This is a genomic window from Maribacter sp. 1_2014MBL_MicDiv, assembly GCF_001865655.1.
GTDB lineage: Bacteria > Bacteroidota > Bacteroidia > Flavobacteriales > Flavobacteriaceae > Maribacter > Maribacter dokdonensis.
This window is the reverse complement of the sequence record NZ_CP011318.1, coordinates 1,229,594-1,252,144: the sequence shown is the minus strand read 5'-3', so window position 1 is coordinate 1,252,144 and position 22,551 is coordinate 1,229,594. Positions and strand designations below refer to the sequence as shown.

The following is a 22,551-nucleotide window of genomic DNA, read 5'->3' as shown; positions in this document are numbered from 1 at the left end:
TATTTCTGTTATTATTTGTTAAAGTGATAAGAACCTGACCATTCATAATTCTTATCGTTAATTTTTAATTTATGTTCAGCTTCCTTAGAGTTGTTTGTATTGGCTATAATAAATAGGCTTGTTTCGTCATTAATAGCTGTAATCTCAATTGCAGTATATGCTGCGGTATCTACTACAACTTTCAATTCTTTGATGTTACTGTTAGAGTTTATAGCTAATTCCGAAACCGGACTATAACTACCATGGGATTCAATTGTAGAAACAAACAATGTATTATTGATGTCTTTTCTACGTAAAATTACACCTGCTTCTCTCCTTAAATTAAATTCTGAATCGTTGGCACCAATTCTAACCAATTTTAATTCATCATTTGGTGAGGTTGCTGATGTCAAGGTGTAAAATCTACCATTGTCCAGCCAACTGAACTTTGTGTTTTCGTTATTTGTCATTCCGGTACCTTCCAACCATAAATGTTGGTATCCGTTACGTTCACCTAAAGGTTCAAGGGTATTGGGGATTTTATAGTCTACATTGGTTTTTACTACTTGTCCCATATAATAGAATGGAAGGTCATATTGGTTTGTACTGTCCGATGTCACTTTTAGAATATCCAACATAAACGGTTTTTCAAATCCATCTTGTTTAATGATGGCCATGGTCCTATGCATTTTTGTTCCAGGATAGGCATTTGTTTCTGTTGCACTAACAATTTGAATATCTTCTTGAGAGCTATCAAATAGGTACAAATTTGGGTGATACTTGCTACCTATATCATATTTTCCTTGGTAATGAGACTGTTCATTTTGAACCAGCGTGTTATGTGCAACGGTTTGTTTTGCCCAAGTTTTGTTCTCTTTTAGATAATTTCCACCGCCTTTTTGTTCAATATTTACAAAACGTGCCAATCCGTAATCCTGTAATACTTCATCTCCATTTTCATAATAAGAATATGAAAGTTTATCATAATGACCGTGACTAGATCCTTGAGAAGCATATTTAAAAACAAGTTCTAATCCATCGCTTCTTAAAATTCCCACACCACCTTGTTTGCCTTCTGGTCCATCAGACAGGTTGATGGATTTTTTTTCAAAAGGCTCCGCTTTTCCATTCTTAACACCTAAGGCAACGGCAAGTCCGGTATCATCTAGCAAAACTTTGTTCTGTTTAGCGGCAATACTCAAAAGACCAGGGTCTTGATTGCCAAAATAATATGAAATATCTACGGCTGTAACCAATGCGTTATTATAATAGGACATTCCTTTTTGACCGTCGTTAAGGGGGAAGAAATCACCGTCTGCGTCAGATAAATTTAGAAGTGCATCTATAGATTTTAACAGTACACCGTCTTTGTATTCAAAAATTTTAAGTTCAGGTTTTACATTATGCAATCCTTCCGCAAAAATTAGAAATGGATACATGGCATAACGTTGATAATATGGACCTTCGTTATAATAGCCATCCGGGGAAAATGGTTCTTCTATGTTTGCTAAAAATCCTGCCTTACCATCCTTATTTAAGAAACCGCCATCATCATCTTTTGCTGTCTTATCTAAACTGACCCCTTTTATGCCATATAAGGCGCGATCAATCAATTCTTTATCGTTCATGACCAAGCCTATCATACCTACGGCGGCATTACCCCACGTGCTATGGTTGTGTACTCTTTGATAGAATTGCGGACTATCTACGGATATATGATCGGCAAAAGGTCTAAAAAGATTTTTTTCAAGTTTCTTTCTTTCGGCTTTATCCAAATAATCATAAATGCAATCATAAGCCTGACTAACATAGACCAGCCAATTGGAATCATTTAAACATTGCCAAAATAATTTACCTCTTGCGTACGACCTTGTTTTAGGGTGTAAGGGTAAGGTCTTGTACATTGCTTCATATTGCATAAGCATGTCTTTTACATATTTGGCATACTTTGCATCATCTAAAATTTGATAGAGAACACCTGCTTGCTGCATGACCACCATATTACGTTTATGACGTTCATGTGTGTAACCACCGGAATAATCTTGTGGCACCGGAGTGTCAATACCTAGTGCAATCTCTGCATCAACCTCTTGTTTTAACTTTTCTAGCGATGCATCAAAGAGGGGAACGTTACCCAGTTCTGCCCGTATATTTTGAACGCCGGCTTTGGTCAGAATCAAGCTGGGGTGCTCTTGGGCCATAGTGCTGAAACAAAGAAAAATGCAGCAAATAATTACTTGTATCGTTGTTAAGTTTTTGGTCATTCTTGTTGTTAATTTTTAATAAGACCTAAGTCTTTGCCATCGGTACCTTTACCTTTTAAAGGGGAGTCTGTAGTTAATGAATAATTGCTACTTTCTTTAAAATCAGGGGTAAGTTGCCACTGATTTTCTACTTGGTATTTTTGATCTCCGGTAACGATCAGTTTTTCTGAATTGCTTAAAGCGTTGTTGAGAACTTTTACAATAGGTTCACCAACTACCAAATGCATGTTTATGGCTTTACTATCCTTAAAAATATTGTTCTTGATATCAATTTCCTGCACGCCGTATAATGAAAGGGTAGCGTCATATTTGTTCTTTTTGCCATAACCTACATGGTCAAAAACGTTGTGTTCAACTTCTAAGAACGGACCAAAAGTACTTTCATCTTTACCGCCTCTGTATAATCGTAATGCAGCGCCCTGTAAATCATTTATAGCGTTATTTTTCATTATAAAATACTCTACATTATATGCGCCAATGTCATCTGTTTCTTTGTCCAATGCGGCAATACTTCCAGAAATATTCTTAAAGCTAGAGTTCTTTATGCTAATGGTATCGGCAAAAGTTCCTTTAGAAACACGCAGTACATCAAACGAGTGGTTGACAACCATATCTTTGAATTCACACTTTTCTATAAACAGTTTGTAATTATCTATCATACTGGTTTTGCTGGTACTTATTACAGCGTTACCTGCGTAATCCGGAGATTTTGTGCCGTCAAAAGTGATGTTCTCCAATGATAGACTACCACCGTTCTGTATTTCAAAAGCCATCATTCTTTCAAAGAGAATAGTTGCTTTTTCATTACCTAGTGTTTTAAAAGTAAGTGGATGGTTAATGTTAACCGCTTTGGTCAGTAAATAAGTACTACCATCTTCCAATACAATAATATCACCAGGTTTTGATGTTTTTACCACCTCGTACAGCGTGTTAATGCCAGCTTCAACATTGATCACGTTGCCAGAGTTTAAGGTCACGTAATTATCAGTTTTAGAATACCAGGTTGTACCTGTATTTTCTTTAGTTGCAATTTTAGGACTGATAGATACTTTCGATTTGATTTTATTAGAAGTAGGAATCAATAATCCATTATCGTCTTTTACCAGTTTAATTTTGGCATTTTTAAACCCTTCTTCTATAGTGGTTTCAGAATGTTCACCAAGAATATTATTTTTAAAAGTAATGCCGCTAATATCATCATCAATGGTGAAAATATCTTTTTTGCTTTCATTATAAATGATGTTCTCTGAAAACTCTGATGTCCTTGGAGCCTGACTTCTTTCTTCGTCGCTGCCTGCACCAAAAAGAATGTTATCACAATTTACAAATGTGTTGTTGTTTACTTTAGAATCTATAACAGGTACATATCTATTAGGAGGTGAGTTTGGTACACCGTTCATCATAACAAAAGCACCTCTAAAACGATAGCCGGTTAAGCCAATATGGTAGTTATTTATAACGGTTTGATTTTCATTGATTACACGAATGCCACCAGTGCTAGGTTTGTTGTTTCCTATGAACACATTGCCATCCACTAAGGTTTCATTACCATGGCGCATAGTCAATGTGCCGGTACATTCAAAGAAAGTATTATACTTGAACGTGTTATTACAAGACTTGTTCGATATAATTTCATGCTCCCCATTAGTTCTGTCGAAATAATTGGATTCAACCAATGTATTGGATTTTTCCAATGCATGGTGGCTGGTTCCAATTCTTAAAGTCTCGCCTCCGTTATTACCGTACGTAGGGCGTGGTCCAAAATAGTTATGGTCAATTTGGTGGTTATTGGCTCTACTATCTTCAGTATCTAAACCAACGATCATGGTAACGCCCAAGTTCTTTTTTCCTGCAATGTGATTGTGGTCAATTCTATTGTTTTTTCCGAAAATGGTGATCCAATAGTCTTGTACTTGACGTTCTGGGTTGTTGTAGTTATCGATTACACATTCGGTTAACCGGCAATTATTTGCCATTTTTTCCCTACTCTTTCTAAATGAAATTACAGCATTGGTAGGGGTGTGGCCATTTTTAAAAACCAAGCCCTTGACAATTAAATGATCTCCGGCAATTCTTAGGTTAGATTCACCGGATAGAATGACTTTGCCCATTTCTTCAACAGTAAGTGTTATGGGGTTTTCTGCCGTACCGTTGGCTTCAAAAAGTAATTCAGCATCTGTCCATACACCATTAGCGAGTACAATACTATCTCCAGGTTGTACTTGTTTTAGTTTAGCTTCAAACTCTTCTACGGTATGCACCAGGTTAGAGGATGGGCTTGGCGTAAAGGAGAATACCAAACAAAGACATAAAACTGAAAATAATAGATGATGAGGTTTCATAAAGCAAAACTGGTTAACCAAATTGGTTTACCAAAAATAAGGATATTTGTAAGACTGGCAAATATTTAACATATTATAGGTGTTTTTAATTATGTTTTGATAATTTATGCCTTGGACAATTACCAATTTCGTAATATTTAAATTTTGAAATTCGGTCGCTGATTTTTGTGATTTCTCCAATAAAATTTGTTCACTAAATGCCTTATTGTAAATTGGTTGAATAGGGTTGTTGTAGAGGGGCGATGCTATTATAATTCCCAAGTTTCCCCTGGTAGTAGGGTTTTGGTTTCTTCAGGAGATTTTAATTTTGAAACCGTAAAAGAGTTTTCATCCGCACTAGTAGAAGTGATTCGATATGTATTTCCAACTTTTTGAATGATAAAATCCGCATTTTTGGAAGTTCTCACGCTCAGTTCTTTGAACAAGATATTATTTGCATTAAAGAAATAAGCCATGTTTTCTTTGCTGATGATGGTATAGCCTGCATTTTGAATTTTGGAAAGAGATGCGTTTATGTTCCATTTGTTCAAATTTAACGTTTCACTAGTCTCATCAATTCTGTTGTCATAGCCTTTGTACGGATATATAAGGGTTAGAAAGCTAAAATTCTTCTCATTCAATTTAGAAACTTGAGACCAATTTTTCCCTCTGCTGCCAGAAGTGATTACGGTATCTGTGGCATATAATTGTAAGATGTCATGTCCGCTAGCGTCCGGTGCGGTAGCCCGTAAAAGATTGGATCCATTTTCATTTGTATAATGTCCTTGCCAAACTTGTTTGTACTCATGTTCTTGATCAGAGGAAAAGTTGTCTTTCACGATCCAAAAATCATTTTTTACAGAGATGACCTGTCTTGAGTAACTAACACCTACATTGTCAAAACCATCATGCTTTCCAATGAACAGATCATAATCTTTGTGCGTGGTCCAATTAATAACGGTTGGTTTTGGCAAATTACCAAATTTGCCAAAACCACTACCGCCTTTGTTAGAAGTCCATTGTTTTCCCTGTAGCTCGTTATCTACTAAAGCCACATTCTTAACCATGGAGTTCTTGAATAATTCAAAATCTTTCAGCGAATATCTAACCTGATAATTTGGTAGAATGGCATGACCGTTTGCCATGGCTTGTATGCCTAGCATATCTCCATGTTGGTGGTCTGGCTTGTCCTTGTCCAGTCCGGCACTAATCATCATCATTTTATCATTTGCATTCCATCCTTCACGCATAATGTAATAGTGAGTGTCCGTTAGTGCAAGAGATCCATAAGAAGGTTTCTTACGTTCAATATTTTGCAATAGATGCAGCTGATCTTGATTTAAGAACCAATACATTCTGTCATCTACATTATCCGAGGCAAAATACCCAAATTCAGGATCTTCAAATAATAAATATCCAAGGGTCATAACCTTTGATATATCATTGGTTTCTGCCCAAGGAATTTCAGTATCGTCTTGTAATACAGGTGCACTTTTATCTGGGTAAGCTATTTTTGCCAATGTAGAGAATAAGCCCTCAAGCTTGTTCTTCCAAGATGTATCAATAGTTATGTTGTTAATCTTAGCTAATTGGTATACGTAATAGTAATTATTGATGTCGCTCATATGGTAATGAACAGAACGTTCAAATTGAAACCCATCATCATTGATTTCCTTATCCAAATGCTCACTAAGGCGCTGCATTGCTGCGTTGTACCACAACTCTGTACCTTCAAAATCCCTCAATAAAATAGATAACATTGCCAAAGCCGACATACCTCTTGTTTGATGGTTACCTGGTTGAAACTCTTGGTTTCTTTCGTAAAGGTGTTGCCCGTGTTGTAAAAGGGTAGCTATTGTGGTTAATTGGTCCCTGTCTGAATATTCGGCTTCGTTCAAGATTAAATTATGGATCCACAACCAATTCAGTATTCTATACCCGGATCTAAATACCTCATACACTCCGTTACCATCTTCAATTTTTTCATAATCTCCACTTTCAAGGGCGGTATTTAAGGAGCGCATTTGAGTTTCAAAATATTGAATGTGTTTTGGGTCTCTATCCTCATTAAAATAGGTGAGAATAATATCTGCCATTTTGTGCTGTCTGGCTAAATGGCGTAGCGCGTAAGCATTTACTTTATCTCCGTTTAAATAATTAAAAGGCAAAACCCATTGGGTAGAATCAGCGTATTTTGAGATATGGTCTTGTGCTCTGTTCTTATGATCTTCAAAATTATGATACTTCTCATTGTAAAGGGCTAGTCTATTATCAACAGTGTGGTAATCATAGAAAAAACGTTCTGTAAACTTTCTTCTAAAATAGGCTGCCAACTGTTTATCCGTAATGTTGTTTTCTTCAGAAAACTCAGCTTTTGTCTCGGGTTTAAGAACAGTAGCAAGTTCATTTACACCTAAAACGCTATCTGAGGAAATATGTTGAGCACATAGCATTGTGGAAAATCCTATCAGGAAAAGGGCTGCCGTATTTTTCATGTTTTAATATGTTAATACATTAGTTTTAATGGCAAATTCTCTTGTACCACCAATTCTCCTGAATTTTTAATTTCATTACCAGAAGCATTATTGTTTTTGGCTCCCCAAAGACGTGCAACAAGTTTTACAGGATTATCTATAAACTCATTGTTTTTAAGGTGTACATTGATAATCCCGTAGGTATTCAGTAGTAATCCTTCTTCAGCTTTTGAGCCACAATGCGTAAAAGTGCTATTGGTAACGATTAGATTACCGCCAACGGTAGATTCATCATAGCCACCTCTATAATAGTCGATCACATTGCTGGTTACACCATCAAATGTGCTGTTGTTAATGGTTATGTTTTCTGCATTGTATTCTCCTTTGTCTTCAGTTTCTTCAGATAGTTCAAGTCCGTTTGAACAGTTTAATACCGATGTAGATTCAAAAGTGATATGTTCTGAGAAGGAGTATTTATAGGCTTTTAGAACGTAATCAAAGTCAGAAATAATACAGTTTTCAACAGTAAGATTGTATAAGCTGGACATGCTTTCTTTTAAACTAGCAAAAGCGTATTGTTCTTTTTGACCATTTAAATGAACATTTCTAAGCATAAGTTCGCCTTTTGGGTGCATTTCAAAAGCAGGAGATTTAGATGCTCCACTATATTGTATGGTGGTCTTTGAGTTGTTTGAAGGACCGGTAATAACTATTTTTTTATTGATTTTTAAGGGGGAATTTATCTCATAACGATCGGCAGATAGTACAATGGTATCCCCACTATTTGCAGAAGACAAAGCGCTTATAAGTGCTGTTGTGTTGGCAGCGGTATGTGTTCTGGTCAAGGAGTTTTTAGCGGTGTCTTTGTTGTACCAATCTGGTCCATATAATGAAATATTCATCATATCACTTTTGTCAGATGGCTTTTCTACAACTGCGCCTACCATGTTGTGATCAGCTCTGGGACTACCAAAAAGATCTGTTTTGATCTGATCAAATTCAAAGCCGTGGTACAGCTTAAAATCGGGCATTGTTTTTTCGGGCATTAATATATCACCTTTGGCAACGGTCATAGCAATTTCTTCTTGTATGAGTCCATCTACCGTTTTGAAAATGCCGCCTTGGTTGTTGATCATATTGCTCTTGAACAAAATACCATCTATGGAATCATGGGTGACTATAGGTTGTTTGTCCGGTGTTTCGTTATAGATTAGGTTATTGGCTACAATGGTACGTATAGGGGTTGCCGATCTTATCTCTGATTTTGGTAGGATGTCTTTTTGGTCAACATTAGATCCTACGCCAAATTGCCAAGGAGACACACAGTTTACCCAAGAATTATTAGCGACAACGACATCTGTAACCTGTAAATATCTATTTAATGGAGATTTAGGAATTCCGTTCATAACAGCCAATGGGCTTCTAAACGTTTGTCCGTTCAAGTTATAAAAGTAGTTATTGGTCACCCAATGACCCGTACCAATTAGCCTTACTCCACCAATTTGTTCAGATTTTTCATCACCAATAAAAATATTACCATCTACAATACAGTAATTACCATGTCTGGTAACCAATGATCCTTCACTTTTATAAAATACATTGTTTCTAAATTCATTGAAATTTGTTTTGCTAGAGATAACCTCTACCTCGCCATTACAATGATCAAAAAAGTTGTTGGCTACCAAGGTATGGCTAGGAGCCATAGATGTAAAACTATTGCCTAGTTGAATGGTCTCTGCACTGGGACCACCTTTTGGAGGTCTGGGTCCAAAATAATTGTTGGTGATCTTATGATAATTTTTGATACTGTTGTTTCCTGCTAAATCTATTCTAACTGTTGGTCCTCTATTTGATTTTCCTGCAATATAGCAATGGTCAAGCTCATTATGTCTTCCTCTAAAACGAACCCATAAATCCGTCATGTTCCTTTGCGCCTTATTAAAATCGGTTATAGCGCTATTGATTACTTTGCTGTGATTGGCTACTGTATCTTGATCAATACCAAAATCTATAACGGCATCTGTTGGAGAAGCTCCATTAATAAAATGTAAACCATCTACAATAAGATATTCACCACCAATTTTAAGGTCAGATGTTCCTGTGATTTTAACCTTTCCGGGGGTTTCGGCTTTTAAGGTGATAGGGTTCTGTTCGTTGCCGTAGGCTACAAATTTGATGTTTACATTTTTCCAATCACCATTGGTCATAACAATTTCATCACCAGGTTTTGCATTTGCTAATGCCGTATTTAGCTCACTGATATCCTTTACGGTAATATTATTTACGTTGGTCTTTTTACCGCAAGAAATTAGGAGTAAGACGGCAGTTAATAGTGTAAAGTACTTTTTCATTATAACGGAGTTAATCTTGTTCTATAAATGTAATGTGACAGGTGTATGTTATTAGTTGTGATTTGACATTAGATTTAATCGTCAAAAAATAGGTCAATTTATCAAAACTGGTTAACCAGTTTGGTTGACCAAAAATACATATATTTGTAAGACCTCCAAATTTTTAACATTAAAACTGGCAGTAAAATAATTTTAAGTGGGTAAAAATGAGAAATGATAATAAATCGATATCAAGAAGAGAATTCGCGAAAAAATCTGCTAGTGCCTTGGCAGGCATACCGTTACTACATGTAAATAATTCTTTTTTTCCATCATTAGCTACGAGTGAAGACGAATTGGAAATCAATCTGTTCTCCAAACATTTACAATTTTTGGATTACAATGAAATGTCTGCACAGGCGGCAGAAATAGGATTTAACGGATTGGATGTAACCGTACGTCCAAAAGGTCATGTATTGCCAGATAATGTTAAAAACGATTTGCCTCGCGTAGTAGAAGCAATGAAGAAGTACGGTTTAAAACCACAAATGATGACCACTAACGTTTGGGATATTTTACAACCAAATGAGTTGAATGTATTACAGACCGCAAGTCAATTAGGTTTTACACATTATCGTACCGGTTGGTTATCTTATCCTGAGGAAAAAACCATAGATGAAAGTATGGAGGAGTTTGCTGATCAAGCGAAGAAATTGGCAGATGTAAATAAACAATTACGTTTGGTTGGTTGTTATCAAAACCATGCGGGTAATCATGTAGGTGCCCCAATTTGGGATCTGCCACCTATTTTTGCCAAGTCAGATACTAATTTTCTCGGTTGTCAGTATGATATTAGGCATGCCATAGTAGAAGGAGGTAAAAGTTGGGAGTTAGATTTAAGGCGTATTCGGCCATTTATAAAATCTTTGGTCATCAAAGATTTTAAGTGGGGTCTAAAAGATGGTGTATGGCAGCCGATCAATACCCCTTTAGGAGAGGGAATGGTAGATTTTGTACATTATTTCTCTATACTAAAAAAGTATAAAATTAAGGTGCCTATGTCATTGCATTTAGAATATGATCTTGGTGGTGCGGAACATGGTGCAACAACCATAAAAATGGATAAAAAAGAAGTATTCGCTAAAATGAAAAAGGATTTAACCTTTATCAAAGAAGCATGGAAAAAGGCGGAATATTAAAATTATTGAAGAAGCAATTATGACCAAAGTATCAACATCTACAAAAAACAAATTAAAAAAAGTAAGTACCGCTACTGTAGCAACATGTCTTTTTAAAAAAGGATTGAAAAATCAATTTATACAGCATGTTAAACCGTTGAAATTAGGAAGGCCTACGATGGTCGGCGAAGCGTATACCTTGCGTTATATACCGGCAAGGGAAGATCTTAACCCAATTTCAGTATTTAGAGACCCAAAGCATTTGCAAAGGGTAGCAGTAGAGCAGTGTCCAGAAGGTGCTGTTTTGGTTATAGATAGCCGCCAGAATGCAAGGGCGGCATCGGCAGGGTCAATATTGATAACAAGGTTAATGGTTCGTGGGGTATCTGGAATTGTTACCGACGGCGGTTTTAGGGATTCTGCGGAAATTGCGGATCTGGATTTTTCATCATTCCATAATAGACCATCGGCACCTACAAATCTTACCCTGCACCAGGCAATTGCTATAAATGATCCGATCGGTTGCGGTGATGTTGCGGTATTTCCTGGAGATATTTTACTGGGTGATGATGATGGTGTTATGGTTATTCCGGCACATCTTGCAGATGAGGTAGCTAATGAATGTTTAGAAATGACTATGTACGAAGAGTTTGTAATGGAAAGTGTACAGACAGGTACGCCTATTATCGGGCTTTATCCTATGGTGAGCGATGAAGCAAAAGCCAAGTTTGAAAAGTGGAAAGAGAAGAAAGAATAAACGAAATTAACATAGATTGAAAACAGAAAAAAAAGTGATTTGATTCTTTAGAATTCAAATCACTTTTTTTGTTGCGTGCTATAAAAAAGCGCAAATTTTTACTCTCCACCTCTGGCAGGATAATCATTTTTGGTAACGTAGTCAATTGCGTTTAAAATATCGTCCCAATTAGGTCTTGCAAATGGCATGGTCTGTATGGCACTTGCATATAAAGTATTATCTGGTCTAATTAAGAACAATCCGGGTTCTGAAAATTCATCTGGCTCTTTGTCAGATGTTTTTTTAGAAACATATAGCCCCCATTCCCTTGCGGTTTCAATGGGTAAATTATAACCAACGGGTAGCTCAGGAATATTCCATTCCTTACCAGCCTTTTTTGCTCTTTCTTCACTATCGCTACTTATGGCGATTAAATGAACACCTCTATCACTAAAATCCTTTAATTTTTTTGTTAGGGCTTCAAGGTAGTTTTTACAAACGGGGCAATGTAGACCTCTATAAAAAACAAGCATTGTAAATGCTTTGCTATCTTGATCATACAAACTCCATTTTGTATCATTGATCAACGGCAATTTTAACTCAGGTACTTCTTGTGTAGGTTTTATCATTGCAATATTATTTTATAATTAGTATTGCATAAAGGTACAAGGGGCTTTGCTCAAAAGTTTGTTGAATAGCTTATAGAATTGATGCAATACATGAATGAAAGCTGTAGCTACTTACTGATTATTAGCTAACCATTCTTCATACTTTGCATATTGGCCACTAGAAAGAATTTCTTCTAATTGTCGGGTACGTTCACTTTCAATACTTCCTAACATTTCGCCACTTGGTGTGTTGGCCTGTTTAGTTTTAAATCTGTTCATGGCAGCGGTAAACGTACTTATTTGTTCGTTGCTCATTTCCAATTTTGTGAACATATCAGCATATTCATCTCTAATGGTAGTTGTGCTACCTTTTGCCATAACGTTGTTCATGGCACCTGTTGAGCCATTAGCTTGTGCGGCCGTGTTTTGCTGATCAATAACCGATGTGTTGGAGGCTTCAGAATTTGTATTCGCAGTTGTTATGTTTTGTTCAGTATTTACCTTCTCGGTAACGGTTTCTGTTTGATTTGTTGTCGTCTGTTTTGTGCTTGAGCATGATGCTAATATCAAGGTCAATGCTGCAGTTATAACTATTGTATTTTTCATAATCTTCATGTTTTAAGAGTGTTACTGAAAATTATGGTATATATGTAAATACTATAGTCGCTATAAAAAATAAAATTGACCCTACAGATTTAATTTAGAAGATTAGGTGCTAAATAGTGTTAAGATATTTCTTTTTAATATAATTGTAAGAAAAAGATGTCTTTTTGTTCCCTCGCTATGTTAAAGATATTGTTGTAGAATTTAATAATTAGACATTGGTTTTTATGTATAATTTGGTTTATAGATCTATTGCCAAAACACTGAATGCAACCCAAATAAATGAAATACTCAATACCTCAAGAGATTTTAATTTTAAACATGATATTACGGGTTGTTTAATATATTATGATGAAATGTTTATACAGTATTTGGAAGGGGAAGCAGAAGTTGTATTGACATTGTTCGAAAGGATAAAGGTTGATAAACGACATCATGAGGTAAAGCTGCTCTCTGAGGGAAATATCTATTCTAGGGAGTTTGATACTTGGAGTATGGCATTTCTATCGGATGAAATACCTAATGAGGCATTTGAATATATGAAGCTTATGGTGGGTTCTAGTGATGAAGATGAAGAAATGCACGTGATACCAAACCCCACTACCAAGAAATTTTGGTTGGCGGCAAAGAACTTGCTTAATAGCCTAGAGCAGCGAGCCTAGTTAAATGTAGCTGGTGTACCCCTAAGTCTCTTAAATTGCTCGTAGGCTTTGTCCACTTTATCTTTAGGAGCTTTTTTAAATTCAGTTTCGGTAACCTTGTAATGTGTTTGTACACTATCCAGTTTAACGCGCATTCTATGTAAGACCTGGGCATAATCGGTATTCATAATCAAATTCATTTTTTCATTTGGGTCTTTTTCAAGGTCGTATAACTCCCAAGTATCTATATCATCATAAAAATGTATTAGTTTATAACGTTTTGTTCGTATACCGTAATGCTTCTTCACCATGTGAAATGCGGGGTAATCGTAATAATGATAGTAAACCACATCTCTGTAATCGTCTTCGTTAAGTGTCCCGTTCAATAATCCGAAAAAAGATTCTCCTTGCATGTCTTTACTTAAATTGGAAAACCCGGTAAGTTCTAAAAAAGTAGGCGCGAAATCTAGATTTTGCACCATGGCATTGATTTTGGTTCCTGGTCTTATGGTCCCAGGTAGCTGCATTAGTAGTGGTGTTTTAAAAGATTCTTCATACATAAAACGCTTATCGAACCAACCATTTTCACCCATCCAAAAACCTTGATCGGAAGTGTAGACCACTAGCGTGTTTTTGTCAAGACCGCTTTCTTCCAAATAATCAAGAATTTTGCCGACACCCTCATCTACTGCGGCAATAGTTGCCATATAATCTTGAAGGTAACGCTGACCTTTCCAAATGGCCAAATCTTTACCGGTTAAGTGAGCTTTATGAAAATCGTTGTTTTTATCTAAGTAAGCGGCGTCCCAAGCTTCACGCTGTTTTGGGGTCATTCTATCAAAGTCCGTGGTCCATGGATTATTCAGGAGTTGTGTGCTCCCAAAAGATTTGGTCATTTTTAAATCATGGCCTTCGTACATGTCATTATATATGGTCTGTAGTTGCTCTTTAGAAGCCCATTGTTTATTAAAATCAGGAAAATAACTATCGGGTAATGGAAATTGTATAGAATCGTAAAGGTTTGCATGTCTCAGTGCGGGCATCCAATTTCTATGCGGGGCCTTATGCTGTACCATTAAAAAAAATGGAAGAGAATCTGTTCGGTCCTGTTGCAGCCACTGTAAGGCATCATTGGTAATAATATCGGTAGCATAGCCTTCTATACGGGTTGTATCGCCATGTTCAATAAAATCAGGATTATAATAGTTTCCTTGGTCTACAATAATTTTCCAATGATTAAATCCTTCTGGATAACCATGTAGATGCCACTTACCGAATACTGCGGTGTTATAACCAGATTGCTGTAGCATTTTAGGTAATGTGGGCTGACTACCGTTAAAGTGATCTCCGTTTTGTCTAAATCCGTTTATATGACTATGTTTTCCGGTGAGGATAACTGCTCTGCTAGGACCACAAATGGAGTTGGTAACAAAACTGTTTTGGAATATGGCTCCATTCTCGGCAATCCTATCAATATTAGGAGTATTTGCCAATTTGCTGATGGGGTGGCCATAAGCACTTATTGCTTGAATGGCGTGATCATCTGCCATGATAAATACGATATTTGGTTTTTGAGCGGTTTTTTTACTCGTATTTATTTTGGTGTTACAAGCAGTGGTCAATAAGCCTATAAGCGTTAGGATGCCAAGTCGCATAGTCGAATTCAATTTTATTCTAAATATTGGATCAAAGATTTATTCCAGTTCAAATTCAGTAGACATCTCAGCATTGGAATTACCACCTACGAAAACAATAAACTTCCCTGGTTCAGCTACAAACTTTAATTCACTCTTATAGAATTTTAAATCATTTGCAGAAAGGGGGATAGTCACTCTTTGGCTTTCCCCTTTTTTCAGGAATATTTTTTTAAAACCCTTAAGCTGTCTTTTTGGAGGTGTTATACTGCGTACCTCATCTTTTAAGTAGAGCTGAACTACTTCTTCACCATCATGATCACCAGTGTTTTTTACGGTAAACGAGATATTAACAGCTTCATCTTGTGCTATTTTTTTCTTGTCAACAGCTATTGCACTATATTCAAATGTGGTATAACTCAGCCCATAACCAAAAGGGAAAAGGGGAGATAGTTCACTATCTAGGTAATTGGATTTGAACTTTTCAAATGTATGGGTAGGTGCTGGTCTTCCTGTATTTTTCATACTGTGGTATATGGGGATTTGCCCCACGTTTCTAGGCCAACTTGCCGTTAATTTACCTGACGGATTATAATCTCCAAAAAGCACATCTGCTATAGCGTTACCGGCTTCAACACCAGGGTTCCAAACTTGTAGAATATTTACCGGTAGGTTAAATTCTTCTGCGATGGTCAGTGGTCTTCCACTAAAGAGTACCAATACCACAGGTTTGCCAGTCTCTGCCAAGGCATTGATTAATTTTTTTTGACTCTGAGGTATTGATATTTCGGTTCTACTAGCTGCTTCCCCAGCAAACTCTGAAGCTTCCCCGACCACTGCAACGATGACGTCTGCATTTTTAGTGTTTTGCAAAGCTTCTGCAATCATGGCATCTGGCGATCGTTTGTCAATATCTACGCGTAGGCCAAAAACATTGGCACGTGAAGCCAGTTCAGGGTCATTGGTGATATTTGCCCCTTTGGCGTACGTTATCTTAGCTTTTGGAGCTACATTTTTTAAACCTTCTAAAACGGGTATGGATAATTGAGGGTCACCTGTGGGTGCCCATGTACCCAGCATATTGTTTTTATCATTTGCCAAAGGACCAATCAAAGCGATTTTAGCATCTTTTTGTAAAGGAAGTACGTTGTTATCGTTTTTGAGAAGTACAAAAGATTGTGTGGCAATTTTTCTGGCAGCTGCTCTGTTTTCTGCGGTCAGGATATCCTTTTTAGGTCTTGAAGTGTCCGAGTATTTATAAGGGTCATCAAACAGTCCCAATTGATGCTTTGCGGTTAAAATCCTTCTACAGGCAATGGTAATGGCTTCTTCGGTTACCTTGCCTTCTTGTACAGATTTCTTAAGTGTGGTCAAAAAACCTTCGCCCACCATATCCATGTCAAGTCCCGCATTAATTGCTTGGGCGGAAACAGCTTGCAGATCTCCCAATCCATGCGCGGTCATTTCATTTACAGAAGTATAATCAGAAACAACAAAACCTTTAAAGCCCCACTGCTTTCTTAATAAGTCCGTTATCAACCATTTATTCCCAGTAGCAGGTATACCGTCAATATCATTAAAAGATGTCATGGCGCTACCTACGCCGGCATCTACAGCTGCTTGGTACGGTGGTAGATATTGGTTGTACATTTTCACCTTACTCATATCAACCGAATTATAATCACGCCCAGCTTCAACGGCACCGTACAATGCCAAATGCTTAACCGTGGCCATCATGGTATACGCATTTTTTAAATCTTTACCTTGGTAACCTTTCACCATTGCCTTTGCAATAGCCGATCCTAAGTATGGGTCTTCGCCAGAACCTTCAGAAATTCTTCCCCATCTGGCATCACGGGATATATCTACCATTGGTGAAAAATTCCAGTTAATACCATCTGCGGTAGCTTCTTTTGCAGCCATTTTTGCGGCACTTTCAATTAGTTCCATATTCCAACTAGAAGCCACACCCAATGGAATAGGGTAGGTGGTCTTGTAACCGTGAATAATATCGGAACCTATTAATAAAGGAATTTTTAATCTAGAATTTTTTATGGCTATTTCTTGTGCTTGCCTAACTTTCTCTGGTCCTGATACACCAAATAAACCACCTACTTGACCAGCTTTTATTTTTGCTTCAACATTTTCACTTACAACAGACCCTGTAGCAATACCGCCACCAGGTGTCAATAGATTTAGCTGTCCTATCTTTTCATCTAAAGTCATTTTGCTCAATAAGGCTTCAACTTCAGGTATGGTTTCTTGCGCAGACATTTTAGAAATGGCAAAAGACAATAGGAGTAATGGTAGTAATTTAAAGGTATGAGACATAAATATCAGTTTTAATGACCTTTTATTCTTTGTTCAAGGAGTTAGAGAAAAGCCATGGTAATAAATCTGGTTCTGTAAAAGCGGGATCCCAACTATTATGGTTGGCAAAATCATATAAGGTAAGCCGGGGGAAAGCTCCCTCATGTAGTAAAGCACTAACCATTTCCATTGTTTGTAAAGGGGCAACAACGTGATCATGAGCACCATGAAATGCCCATACAGGAATTTTCTTCGCGTAATTTGTTGCGTAAGCTGGGTCGCCCGCTCCACATATTGCAATTGCGGCAGCAAAACGGTCTGGTTGTCTTGCTAAAAGTTCATAGGTGCCCATACCGCCCATGGAAAGCCCCATGACATAAGTTTTGTTTTTATCTACAAAATCTTCTTTTTCATAATTTTCCAATAATTGCAGCACAAGGTCCATTGCCTTGGTTGGTCCTTTTTTAAATTGAAAGTCCAATTGAACAGGGTAGTTGCTACGATCTACGTTTACCTGAGCCCAATAATCATATTTAGGGCATTGTGGCATAATAACAATTGCGGGAAATTTGGTTCTATTGTTTTGATCAAGAAATAAAGCACTACCATGTGTTAATTGTTTTTGGTTGTCATTGCCTCTTTCACCTGCACCATGTAAAAATAAGATCAACGGATAAGTTTTTTCCGTATCAAAATTTTCTGGGTATAGCATTCTATATGGCAACGTATCACCTTTTACAATCAATTCTTTCTTTTCAAATAAGCTGGTATCTTGTGCAAAAGCTGTATAGCTGCACACAAGAATTATGGCGAGAAGAAACAAGTGTTTATTTTTCATACGTAAAACCTAGTTTGTTAAGACTGTTTTGAATGTCTTCATTCTGCATAAAAAGATTCCAAAGTAAGCCCGTTCTGTAGTTTTCTATCATTATGATTTCAGGTCCTTGGTCAATTGCCAAATAGGCTTCTGCAACCCAAAAATTGTTTTGCGGACTAAAAGCATCATAAAATCCTGCAGGTCCCAATAATTTATCTTTATGCTGATAAAAATAGCGTAACGCTTTTAGGGATTCTTCCGGAGTGTAAGGAATGGAGCTTATAGCCGCTGTTGGAGATATTATGCCTGTGTCATTACTTGGGCTATGTGCGTTATACCCTAAAGTGCCATTTGTGTTTCTGGAGTAGCTAGCCGTTAATCCCCAGCAATTTTCGCCATAATCGATGAAATTTTTAGGATTTTCTACGCAGTACAGATAATTAATTTTAGCATGGTTGATGGCCGCAGTACCATAATCAACAAAGTCGTCGTTCAAGTTTTGTGGCCGCAGCCCTAAATAAGAATAATGCGAAAAAAATAATGGTCCGCCGTTAGGGGAGTTTCCTGCGTGATCCACCACTAATGGAATATTATATGCACTGGTAGCATCATTAATAGCTCCGTTGGATGCCCAACCGTTGGTATACACCTCTTTTTCAATGGAATATTCCGGTGAAGCGGCAGCCATTATATAAGCAATCATTACTTCATTATACCCTTTAAGTTCTAAGTTGATATCAAAACCAAAATTGGGACTCCAGTGCCAGTAAAGGCTATTTTTATCTTGCGTATACCAGTTCCACTCAACCCCTTTCCAAAGGGTGTCAGCTTTATTCGCTAAAGACTTTTCGGTATCGTCACCATCTTTAAAATATTCTTTAATACAAATTAAGCCTTGCGCCAAAAATGCAGTTTCTACAAGGTCGCCACCATTATCCATTTCGCTAAAAGGTCTAACGGTACCATTGGTGCCATGTAGCCAGTGTGGCCATGCACCGTGAAAACGATCAGCAGTTTCCAGGAAACTTAAGATTTGATCAATACGTTGTACAGATTCGTTTCTGCTAATAAAACCTCTTTCTGCTCCGATGATCAATGCCATTAAACCAAAACCTGTACCGCCAATACTAACCGTATTTGGGTCGTTAGATGGTTCATTGGGGTGAAAACGTTCACGCGCCGCACCAGAGTTTGCCTCGGCATAATCCCAAAAGTATTTGAAGGTTTCACGTTGGGTAAGGTCTAAAAGTTCCTCATCTGTAATTTCGGGTACTTCAGGGTCTGGTTCTGGCTCTGTTGGTGTTTCCGGTAGCTCAGATTGCCCAGTTGGGGCATCGGGTTCCGATGAGGAACACGCCATTACCGTTATCGTTAAGATTCCCAAGAATATAGCGAACGCCTTTTGTAGTGCTTTCTTTTGGTTCCTATGTCGGTTTTTGCCCTTCATTTTGTAGATGCTACTGAGAATCCTAATTTATCTAACCCGTTAATTACATCTTTGTTGGTCATAAAAAGCATCCAGAATAATCCGCTTCTATGATTTTCTATCATCACCGGAATAGGACCTTGGTCAATAGCTAAATATCTAGGCAAAACCCAGTTTTTTTCCAAACTAAAGGCATCATATGGACCGTATTTACCCACAAGCGTATCATGGTTGGTGTACAGGTTTCTTAAAAATGCCATACTTTCCTTAGGGGCATATGGCATGGAAGACAGTGCTGCAGTTGGGGAAATAACGCTGATATCCCTATCTGGTCTATGTCCGTCATATCCTTTAATAGAATAGCTAGACGTAAGCCCCCAAAGGTTATCTCCGTACCCTTTGAAATTCTTAGGGTTGTCAACGGCATATTTGTACTGTATCATGGTATGATTATGGTTCAATTCCCAGTAATCTGCAAATTGGTCTTTTAAACCTTTTGGGTTTAAACCGGTAAAAGAATAGTGAGCCCAGAACATAGGGCCTACAGGAGATGCATCACTTTCATAATGATCTAAAACGGTGGGTAGACCGTAAAAAGTGGTATCTTTTGTTATAGCGCCATTTCTAGCCCAGCCTTTGTCATAAACTTCTTTTTTAATAGGATGGGTAGGAGATGCCGCTGCCAAAATGTACATGATCAAAGCTTCGTTATAACCACCTACTGGGAAGTTCATATCCCATTCATACTCCGGGGACCAGTGCCAGTATAGTACGTTTTCACCTTTGGTGTACCAATCCCATTCCACCTCTTCCCATAGTTGTTGTATGTGTTGGGCAAGTGCTTGTTCACGTTCATTACCGTCTTTAAAATATTCTTTAACGGTCAATAAGCCTTCAATAAGAAATGCGGTTTCTACCAGGTCTCCCCCATTATCTTTTTTGCTGAACGGAGTCATTTTACCATCTGGAGTAAGCCAGTGTGGCCATGCGCCATGAAAACGATCGGCTTTGTCAAGAAAATCTACAGCTTTTTCCAATCTTTCAAGACCCATTTCACGTGTAATGAATTCTCTTTCAATACCAACTAAAATTGCCATTACACCAAAACCTGAACCACCTATGGTAATAATATCCTTGTGGTGGGTTGGATAAATATCATCTAAATGAATTCTTTCTCTTGCCAGCCCTGATGTAGGCTCTGCACCTTCCCAAAAATAATTGAATGTCTGCTTTTGTACGGAATCCAATAATTGTTCATCCGTTAATTTGATGTCTTCTTTTTGCTTGTCTTTATCTCTAAGTTTGGACTTAGAGGATTGACCATTGCAACCCACTAACAAAGTTGCAATGGTCATTGAAATTAAAAATAACCTCATAAAATCTACTACATTAACTAATTTAAACTAAACTATTATCGTGCTTAAAGACCTGCTTGTCTTATATCTTGAATTTCTTGTTGGGTCAGTGCTTTGTTGTATAATCTTAGCTCATCAATAAAACTAAGGTCAAAACCATGTCCCCATTCTGTAAACCTTGGAGCGCCTGAACCTATGGATAATAGGTCACAACCTGTCCAATCTACGCCTGTAAAATCACCTTGAGCAACTACTTCTCCATCAAAGTAAACCACACATTCAGTACCGGAGATGGTAAAAGCCAAGTGCACCCAGTCTGTAGTAGTAGGATCCAGTGCAGCCGCATCGCCACCATCAAACCAAGATTCACCGTCACCATTACCCACATTCAACTTAAATACTTGTCTTGTTGCATCACCTTCCCTAAAGAATCGGAATCCGTTTGTGCGTTTGTTCTGTACATCTGGGTAACCTGCGTTGTCCACATCTTCCGGACCCATAACTAAGATGGAACCTCTTGTTGGGTCTGCATTCAATTTGTACCATAACGTGGCACTGAATTCTTCGGTAGTTAAAGCTCCGGATTCATTCGTGGGAAAAGTCAAATAAGAATCTGTTGCACCTGCGTAGGCATTATCACCTTCTACACTTTCACCGGCAAAACCTGGTGTACCTACAACGGTAGCGTCAATGTTTCTAAAACGTTCATTGTAACTACCATCAAATGGCATATAGAACATTTCACCGTCAAAAGTAGGAGGGTAGGTAGAAACAAATTCACCAGAATCATCTGCCATTATTTGTTGAATTTCTTCTTGAGAAATAGCTCTGTTGAAAATACGAAGCTCATCTAATAAGCTTTCGTCCGATAAGTGGTTCCACGCTGTAAAGTTAGGTGCGCCCGACATAATGGAAAGTACGTTGACGTCTGTCCAGTCAATTCCGCTAAAAGCACCTTCACTGGCAATTTGACCGTCAATATATACTACGGCTTCAGCACCGGAAATGGTAAATGCGAAGTTTACCCATTCTCCTGAAGAAGGATCTACGTCTGCAGCCCCGCCGCCATCAAACCAAGTGCCTGCATCACCAGAACCTACATTTAATTTAAAACGTTGATTGCCATTAGCATTTTCGCGGAAAAATCTAAACCCTTTAGAAAGGTCATTGTCTGCGCCATTCACTAAAGGCGCACTCATAGTCAATACACCTGCGCGATCGGGAGAACTGTTGATTTTCATCCAAAAGATAGCACTGAATTCTGCATTCTTGAATCGTTCAGGGTCTAAGGTCAAATACGTATCGGTTGCACCTTGGTAAGCGCCGTCTCCAGCAATGTTGTCTTCACTAATGGACGGGGAGCCAAATTCTTCGGCTTCTTCAAAACTGATCAGGTCAACATACGCGCCATCAAAAGGCATATATAAAATTTCACCAGGATATTTAATAACATAGGCTGGCTCTTTTGTAAAATTGACCGTGCCGTTAGTAGTTTTACCATCTAGGTCTGTTGCCGTTACGGTAAGAACGTGATCACCATCCGCTAATTGATCATAAACCAAATCATCAACTACCAACCTTCTGTAATCCAGAAAATCAGCATAGTTTTTAATAGTTGTTCCATCTAAAGCAACGTTGACAGAAGCCAATTCTATATCATCTTGAGCTTCAAATTTTATGGTAATAGTTGCTAATTCTTCATTAACTTTTACTGCCAAACCTTCTGTTGGAGATGTAATGGTAATGCTAGGAGCCGTTTCATCTGCCCCTGGGTCAACTTCGGTAAGAGAATCTATACCATCTTCGCAGGCTACCAAAATAAAGGCAGCCAACCAAAAGGTAATAATGTGTTTAAAATATTTCATTGTAGTTGGT

At 37.7% G+C, this 22,551-nt stretch carries 15 protein-coding genes; 3 read left to right on the top strand and 12 right to left on the bottom strand.

The window, feature by feature from the left end:
* Positions 1 to 11 precede the first annotated feature (11 nt).
* The 4 genes from YQ22_RS05110 to YQ22_RS05095 all read right to left on the bottom strand — a co-directional run bounded on the left by YQ22_RS05110 (position 12) and on the right by YQ22_RS05095 (position 9,389).
* A complete protein-coding gene (locus YQ22_RS05110; protein WP_071340322.1) occupies positions 12 to 2,243 on the bottom strand; it encodes an alginate lyase family protein in 2,232 nt (743 codons plus the stop codon).
* An 8-nt stretch (positions 2,244 to 2,251) separates the two neighbouring features.
* A complete protein-coding gene (locus YQ22_RS05105) occupies positions 2,252 to 4,585 on the bottom strand; it encodes a chondroitinase-B domain-containing protein (RefSeq protein ID WP_071340321.1) in 2,334 nt (777 codons plus the stop codon).
* A gap of 248 nt (positions 4,586 to 4,833) precedes the next feature.
* Complete coding sequence (locus YQ22_RS05100) at positions 4,834 to 7,059, bottom strand: heparinase II/III family protein (RefSeq protein ID WP_071340320.1); 2,226 nt, start codon at positions 7,057 to 7,059, stop codon at positions 4,834 to 4,836.
* Between the two features lie 11 nt (positions 7,060 to 7,070).
* Entirely contained in the window at positions 7,071 to 9,389 is a 2,319-nt protein-coding gene (locus YQ22_RS05095) for a chondroitinase-B domain-containing protein (RefSeq protein WP_071340319.1), read from the bottom strand.
* 206 nt (positions 9,390 to 9,595) lie between these two features.
* Between YQ22_RS05095 and YQ22_RS05090 the strand changes: the two genes are divergently transcribed.
* Both YQ22_RS05090 and YQ22_RS05085 read left to right on the top strand, forming a co-directional pair.
* The gene (locus tag YQ22_RS05090) at positions 9,596 to 10,567 is read left to right on the top strand and encodes a sugar phosphate isomerase/epimerase family protein (protein ID WP_071340318.1); all 972 of its coding nucleotides are present in this window, start codon (positions 9,596 to 9,598) and stop codon (positions 10,565 to 10,567) included.
* Positions 10,568 to 10,586: 19 nt separating this feature from the next.
* Positions 10,587 to 11,303, top strand: a complete 717-nt coding sequence (locus YQ22_RS05085) for a ribonuclease activity regulator RraA (protein ID WP_071340317.1) — start codon at positions 10,587 to 10,589, stop codon at positions 11,301 to 11,303.
* 98 nt (positions 11,304 to 11,401) lie between these two features.
* Here the strand turns inward: YQ22_RS05085 and YQ22_RS05080 are convergent, their stop codons facing one another.
* Entirely contained in the window at positions 11,402 to 11,911 is a 510-nt protein-coding gene (locus YQ22_RS05080; RefSeq protein ID WP_071340316.1) for a peroxiredoxin-like family protein, read from the bottom strand.
* Positions 11,912 to 12,022: 111 nt separating this feature from the next.
* A complete protein-coding gene (locus YQ22_RS05075; protein ID WP_156894533.1) occupies positions 12,023 to 12,496 on the bottom strand; it encodes a hypothetical protein in 474 nt (157 codons plus the stop codon).
* 224 nt (positions 12,497 to 12,720) lie between these two features.
* Between YQ22_RS05075 and YQ22_RS05070 the strand changes: the two genes are divergently transcribed.
* Complete coding sequence (locus tag YQ22_RS05070) at positions 12,721 to 13,155, top strand: BLUF domain-containing protein (RefSeq protein ID WP_071340314.1); 435 nt, start codon at positions 12,721 to 12,723, stop codon at positions 13,153 to 13,155.
* Here YQ22_RS05070 and YQ22_RS05065 read toward each other — a convergent pair.
* From YQ22_RS05065 to YQ22_RS05040, 6 genes are read right to left on the bottom strand one after another with little or no spacing between them, the layout of a single operon-like run.
* Positions 13,152 to 14,789: a sulfatase family protein gene (locus tag YQ22_RS05065; RefSeq protein ID WP_071340313.1), complete on the bottom strand. Its 1,638-nt coding sequence runs from the start codon at positions 14,787 to 14,789 to the stop codon at positions 13,152 to 13,154. The two genes, YQ22_RS05070 and YQ22_RS05065, sit on opposite strands and share 4 nt — an antisense overlap.
* 39 nt (positions 14,790 to 14,828) lie before the next feature.
* Positions 14,829 to 17,099, bottom strand: a complete 2,271-nt coding sequence (gene bglX, locus YQ22_RS05060; protein ID WP_071340312.1) for a beta-glucosidase BglX — start codon at positions 17,097 to 17,099, stop codon at positions 14,829 to 14,831.
* A 22-nt stretch (positions 17,100 to 17,121) separates the two neighbouring features.
* Positions 17,122 to 17,916: a prolyl oligopeptidase family serine peptidase gene (locus YQ22_RS05055; protein WP_071340311.1), complete on the bottom strand. Its 795-nt coding sequence runs from the start codon at positions 17,914 to 17,916 to the stop codon at positions 17,122 to 17,124.
* Complete coding sequence (locus YQ22_RS05050) at positions 17,906 to 19,342, bottom strand: glucoamylase family protein (protein ID WP_083414193.1); 1,437 nt, start codon at positions 19,340 to 19,342, stop codon at positions 17,906 to 17,908. The genes YQ22_RS05055 and YQ22_RS05050 overlap by 11 nt, the downstream gene beginning before the upstream one ends.
* On the bottom strand, positions 19,339 to 20,697 hold the full coding sequence (locus tag YQ22_RS05045) for a glucoamylase family protein (protein WP_071340310.1): 1,359 nt from the start codon (positions 20,695 to 20,697) through the stop codon (positions 19,339 to 19,341). Before YQ22_RS05045 ends, YQ22_RS05050 begins: the two co-directional genes overlap by 4 nt.
* Positions 20,698 to 20,741: 44 nt before the next feature.
* Positions 20,742 to 22,541, bottom strand: a complete 1,800-nt coding sequence (locus YQ22_RS05040) for a LamG-like jellyroll fold domain-containing protein (RefSeq protein WP_071340309.1) — start codon at positions 22,539 to 22,541, stop codon at positions 20,742 to 20,744.
* Between the last annotated feature and the right edge of the window lie 10 nt (positions 22,542 to 22,551).

Bases quoted from the DNA above. Each gene is read 5' to 3' on its own strand.
- YQ22_RS05110 (WP_071340322.1), bottom strand. From the start codon at position 2,243: ATGACCAAAAACTTAACAACGATACAAGTAATTATTTGCTGCATTTTT.
- YQ22_RS05105 (WP_071340321.1), bottom strand. From the start codon at position 4,585: ATGAAACCTCATCATCTATTATTTTCAGTTTTATGTCTTTGTTTGGTA.
- YQ22_RS05100 (WP_071340320.1), bottom strand. From the start codon at position 7,059: ATGAAAAATACGGCAGCCCTTTTCCTGATAGGATTTTCCACAATGCTA.
- YQ22_RS05095 (WP_071340319.1), bottom strand. From the start codon at position 9,389: ATGAAAAAGTACTTTACACTATTAACTGCCGTCTTACTCCTAATTTCT.
- YQ22_RS05090 (WP_071340318.1), top strand. From the start codon at position 9,596: ATGAGAAATGATAATAAATCGATATCAAGAAGAGAATTCGCGAAAAAA.
- YQ22_RS05085 (WP_071340317.1), top strand. From the start codon at position 10,587: ATGACCAAAGTATCAACATCTACAAAAAACAAATTAAAAAAAGTAAGT.
- YQ22_RS05080 (WP_071340316.1), bottom strand. From the start codon at position 11,911: ATGATAAAACCTACACAAGAAGTACCTGAGTTAAAATTGCCGTTGATC.
- YQ22_RS05075 (WP_156894533.1), bottom strand. From the start codon at position 12,496: ATGAAAAATACAATAGTTATAACTGCAGCATTGACCTTGATATTAGCA.
- YQ22_RS05070 (WP_071340314.1), top strand. From the start codon at position 12,721: ATGTATAATTTGGTTTATAGATCTATTGCCAAAACACTGAATGCAACC.
- YQ22_RS05065 (WP_071340313.1), bottom strand. From the start codon at position 14,789: ATGCGACTTGGCATCCTAACGCTTATAGGCTTATTGACCACTGCTTGT.
- bglX (WP_071340312.1), bottom strand. From the start codon at position 17,099: ATGTCTCATACCTTTAAATTACTACCATTACTCCTATTGTCTTTTGCC.
- YQ22_RS05055 (WP_071340311.1), bottom strand. From the start codon at position 17,916: ATGAAAAATAAACACTTGTTTCTTCTCGCCATAATTCTTGTGTGCAGC.
- YQ22_RS05050 (WP_083414193.1), bottom strand. From the start codon at position 19,342: ATGAAGGGCAAAAACCGACATAGGAACCAAAAGAAAGCACTACAAAAG.
- YQ22_RS05045 (WP_071340310.1), bottom strand. From the start codon at position 20,697: ATGAGGTTATTTTTAATTTCAATGACCATTGCAACTTTGTTAGTGGGT.
- YQ22_RS05040 (WP_071340309.1), bottom strand. From the start codon at position 22,541: ATGAAATATTTTAAACACATTATTACCTTTTGGTTGGCTGCCTTTATT.